A 3,885-nucleotide genomic window follows, 5' to 3' on the forward strand; every position below is an offset into this window, starting at 1 on the left:
GCCGGGTCGTCCCGCCGGACCGGAGGGGCGATCCGCGGCCGCGAGCTTCGCGCGGGCGGCGTCGCTCAGCCAGTCCGTGGTCCACGGCGGGGACAGCACGGTGACGATCTCGACCTCCGCGCAGCCCGCGTCGCGGGCGGCCGCGGCGACGTCGGCTCTGATGACGTCCATGGCGGGGCAGCCGAGGAAGGTGGGGGTTATCGTGACGACGACCCGGCCGTCGTCCTCGGCGCTGACGTCCCGCAGGATGCCGAGCTCCTCGATGGTCAGCACGCGGATCTCCGGGTCGCGCACCGCGGCGACGGCGGACCGGACCCGCTCGGCCGCCGCCTGGCCCCGCACCACCGTGTCTCCCACCACCGTCCTTGGGTCGGTCACCACCGGGCTCCCGGGTGCGCCCGGTACACGTACTGCATCTCCGCGAGCAGGTGGCCGAACGCCTCGGTGTGGACGCCGCGGCGGCCGCCCGTGGGAGCCCAGCCGTCCTCGGGACGGCGCAGTGTCGCCTCCGCGAGCACCTGCTCGACCTCGCGGCACCACGGGCCGCGCAGGGCGGCCGGGTCCGCGCCGGGGCCGGCCGCGGCGGGCGGCGGGCCGGGTTCGAACAGCTCGTGCGTGTACGGCCACACGTGGTCCACCGCCGCCTGCATCCGGCGGTGCGACTCGGCGGTGCCGTCGCCGAGCCGCAGGGTCCAGGAGACGGCGTGGTCGACGTGGTAGGCCGTCTCCTTGGCCGCCTTGGCGGCGATCCCGGCCAGCCTCGGGTCGGCGGCCCGAGACAGCCCGGTGTAGAGCAGGCGCTGGTAGACGCCGAAGAACAGCATCTTGGCGATCGCCGTGGCGAAGTCGTCGTCGGGCAGTTCGACGAGCTGGACGTTGCGGAACTCGTGCTCGTCGCGGCCGAAGGCCAGCGCGTCCTCGTCCCGGCCGAGGCCCTCCAGCTCGCCCGCGTACGTCAGCAGGGCGCGGGCCTGGCCGAGCAGGTCGAGCGCGATGTTCGCCAGCGCGACGTCCTCCTCGAACTGCGGGGCCCGCGTGCACCACCCGGCCACGCGCTGGGCGGCGACGAGCGCGTCGTCGCCGAGTCGTAACACGTAGTCCCGCAGGTCCGGGCCGGTCGTGGTCATGGGCGCCGTCACAGGTGCTCGACCCCCTCGGGCAGCTCGAAGAAGGAAGGATGCCGGTAGACCTTGTCGCCCGCCGGGTCGAAGAACGCGTCCTTCTCGTCGGGGCTCGACGCGGTGATCCCGGCCGCGGGCAGCACCCAGATGGAGACGCCCTCGCCGCGACGGGTGTAGAGGTCGCGGGCGTTGCGCAACGCCATGGCGGCGTCGGGGGGCGTGCAGGCCGCCCGCGTGGGAGTGGGCCAGGCCCCGGCGGGGGCGGACGAACGACCTCCCACAGCGGCCAGTCGGTGCGCTCCGGGGCCCGGGCCGCCTCCCCGGCGGGCGCGGGCTCCGCCGCCTCCCGGGACTCGCCGTGTTTGGCGGCGTAGGCGGCCGCCGCCTCCCGCACCCAGGCGCCGTCCTCGTGCGCGCGCCGGCGGTGGGCCAGGCGCTGCCGGTTGCACGGCCCGTTCCCGGCGACCACGCGTTTGAGCTCCTCGAAGTCGGGGGGCGTGAAGTCGTGGTGTCCGCGTTCGGCGTTCCAGCGCAGGGCCGGGTCCGGCAACGTCACGCCGAGGACGCGAGCCTGGGGCACGCAGATGTCCACGAACCGCTGCCGCAGCTCGTCGTTGGTGGCCCGTTTGATCCGCCAGGCCAGCGATTGCGCGGAGTGCGTGGACATGTGGTCCGGCGGCCCGAACATGGCCAGGGCGGGATACCACCAGCGGTCGACCGCGGCCTGCAGCATCGCCCGCTGCTCCGGCGTGCCCCGCGACAGCGCGTACAGCAGGTCGAAGCCCTGCCGGTGGTGGAAGGACTCCTCCTTGCAGATGCGCACCAGGGCCCGGGCGTACGGGCCGTAGGAGGTGCGGCAGAGGGAGACCTGGTTCACCACGGCGGCGCCGTCCGTCAGCCAGGCGAGCGCCCCGACGTCCGCCCAGGTGAGGGTCGGATAGTTGATGAACGACAGGTACTTCTGACGGCCCGCGTGCAGCTCGTCGAGCATCCACTCCCGGGACACGCCGAGGCTCTCCGCCACCGAGTAGAGGTAGAGGCCGTGGCCCGCCTCGTCCTGCACCTTCGCGATGAGGATGGCCTTGCGCGCGAGGCTCGGGGCCCGGCTGATCCAGTTCGTCTCCGGCTGCATGCCCATGATCTCGGAGTGGGCGTGCTGCGCGATCTGCCGGATCAGCGAACGGCGGTAGCCGTCGGGCATCCAGTCCCTCGGCTCGATCTTCCCGTCCGCGGCGATCAGCGCCTCGAAGCGCGCGGCCCCCTCCTCGTCGCCGGCCGGGGCCGTGCCCGCGGGCGGACCTTCGCCGGCGGCGAGTTCCCGCTCGGCGGCGTCCACCTCCGCGAGAAGCTCCTCGGTGCCGAGCGGAGGCACACCGTCGAGCAGCTCCACCTCTGACCTCCGTCGAATGCCCTCAGTGCCAGGTGATGGTGCGTGTCGTCGCCGATGGGCGCCCCCAGAACGCCGTGCCGACGCCATCAGCTTCGTCCCGGCCGCGGTGGCGCCGCATCTCCCGTATTGCGGTCCGGCCCCTCGCGGGCCACGGCCCACAGGTCGGGGAACGCCAGGCCGGACAGGGTCCTGTACAGATAGGAGGCGCCGGCCGAGCCTCCTGTGCCGGTCTTGGCGCCGATGACCCGCTCCACCAGCTTGACGTGGCGGTAGCGCCAGTCCTGCAGCCCCTTGTCCAGGTTCAGCAGGCGCTCGCCCACGCGGGCGGCGTAGCCGTCGTCCCGGCGGACCCGCCGCAGCACCTCGCGCAACTCGTCCGACGGCTCGAGCGCCCGCGTCACGTCCCGGTGCAGCAGCCCGGGCGGGACCCGGTATCCCTGCGTGGCCAGGTAACGCAGGTAGGAGTCGAAGACGGAGGGCCGGTCCATCGCGGCCTCGATCCGCCGGCGCTCCTCGCCGCCCTCGGGGAAGACACGCAGGATGCGGCGGTCGCGCCGCCCCAGCATCGCCTCGATCTCCCGGAACTGGGGCGACTGGAAGCCGCTGGCGCTGCCCAGCCGGGAGCGGAACGCCGTGAACTGGAACGGCGTCATCGTCTCGACCGTGTCGATCCCGGCGACGACGATCCTCAGCACGGCCTGGCAGCGGTGGAGCGTGCGCAGCGCGTGGGCCGACTCGCCGGCGACCAGCTCGCGCTGGAGCCGCGTCAGTTCGTGCAGGAGTTCCTTGAACCACAGCTCGTGGACCTGGTGCACGACGATGAACAGCAGTTCGTCGTGCTGGTCCGAGCGTGGCCGCTGGGCCCCCAGCACCTCGTCGAGCGCCAGGTAGGAGGAGTACGTCAGCGCGACGGGTGGTTCGACGGCCACGGCGGTCACCTCATCGTGAGAAGACGCATTCCCCCGGAACGCGACAGATTGAAATCTGCGGCACGCTTTCCGCGCCCACCATCTCTCTCGTCACGCTAATGCGGAGCGCGTCCGCGGTACAAGCCGTGAATCGGGCGAAGCAATCTCGGAGAACGAAAGCGCGTGCACGCCGCGAAAAGAGCATTTCAGGAGTTGCACGGAAAAGACCGGCTTCCTCATCATTGCGCAGGGCTACGTGTGCGATTTCGAGGAGGAACTGTGAGTCCCCAATCAGCCGAGACCCTCTCGCCCGTGATCGAGGGGGGCGGAGGAGGACATCCGGCCCTGCCCCGCGAGATCAACCTGGCCGCGTACTTCCTGGACGGGGCCGATCCGGGGCGTACGGCGTTGGTGACGCCGGGGGGCCGGGTGTCGTACGGGCGGGTGCGGGAGCTGTCGTGCCGGG

5 protein-coding genes and 2 pseudogenes are annotated in these 3,885 nt (G+C 72.5%); 2 read left to right on the forward strand and 5 right to left on the reverse strand.

Annotated elements, in window-relative coordinates:
* The 4 genes and pseudogenes from B1L11_RS46305 to paaA form a co-directional block, all read right to left on the reverse strand.
* On the reverse strand, positions 1-378 hold a 378-nt coding region (locus B1L11_RS46305), incomplete at its 3' end, for an iron-sulfur cluster assembly protein (RefSeq protein ID WP_179155605.1).
* A complete protein-coding gene (gene paaC, locus B1L11_RS44160) occupies positions 375-1,127 on the reverse strand; it encodes a 1,2-phenylacetyl-CoA epoxidase subunit PaaC (protein ID WP_079321084.1) in 753 nt (250 codons plus the stop codon). The genes B1L11_RS46305 and paaC, both read right to left, overlap by 4 nt.
* 8 nt (positions 1,128-1,135) lie before the next feature.
* A pseudogene (gene paaB, locus B1L11_RS49345) lies at positions 1,136-1,404 on the reverse strand (1,2-phenylacetyl-CoA epoxidase subunit PaaB).
* A gap of 54 nt (positions 1,405-1,458) precedes the next feature.
* Positions 1,459-2,361 (reverse strand): annotated as a pseudogene (paaA, locus tag B1L11_RS53575) (1,2-phenylacetyl-CoA epoxidase subunit PaaA); the annotation flags it as partial.
* Between paaA and B1L11_RS49355 the strand changes: the two are divergent.
* A complete protein-coding gene (locus B1L11_RS49355) occupies positions 2,269-2,517 on the forward strand; it encodes a hypothetical protein (RefSeq protein WP_218671709.1) in 249 nt (82 codons plus the stop codon). The pseudogene paaA and the gene B1L11_RS49355 sit on opposite strands and share 93 nt — an antisense overlap.
* A gap of 80 nt (positions 2,518-2,597) precedes the next feature.
* On the opposite strand, the gene B1L11_RS44175 is transcribed toward B1L11_RS49355, so the two are convergent.
* A complete protein-coding gene (locus B1L11_RS44175; RefSeq protein WP_204052375.1) occupies positions 2,598-3,440 on the reverse strand; it encodes a tryptophan 2,3-dioxygenase in 843 nt (280 codons plus the stop codon).
* Between the two features lie 258 nt (positions 3,441-3,698).
* On the opposite strand from B1L11_RS44175, the gene B1L11_RS46310 reads away from it, so the two are divergent.
* Positions 3,699-3,885, forward strand: a 187-nt coding sequence (locus B1L11_RS46310; RefSeq protein ID WP_143737997.1) for a hypothetical protein, incomplete at its 3' end; no start/stop codon positions are given.

The sequence above is a fragment of the Microbispora sp. GKU 823 genome (genome assembly GCF_002027145.1).
Classification (GTDB): Bacteria; Actinomycetota; Actinomycetes; order Streptosporangiales; family Streptosporangiaceae; genus Microbispora; species Microbispora siamensis.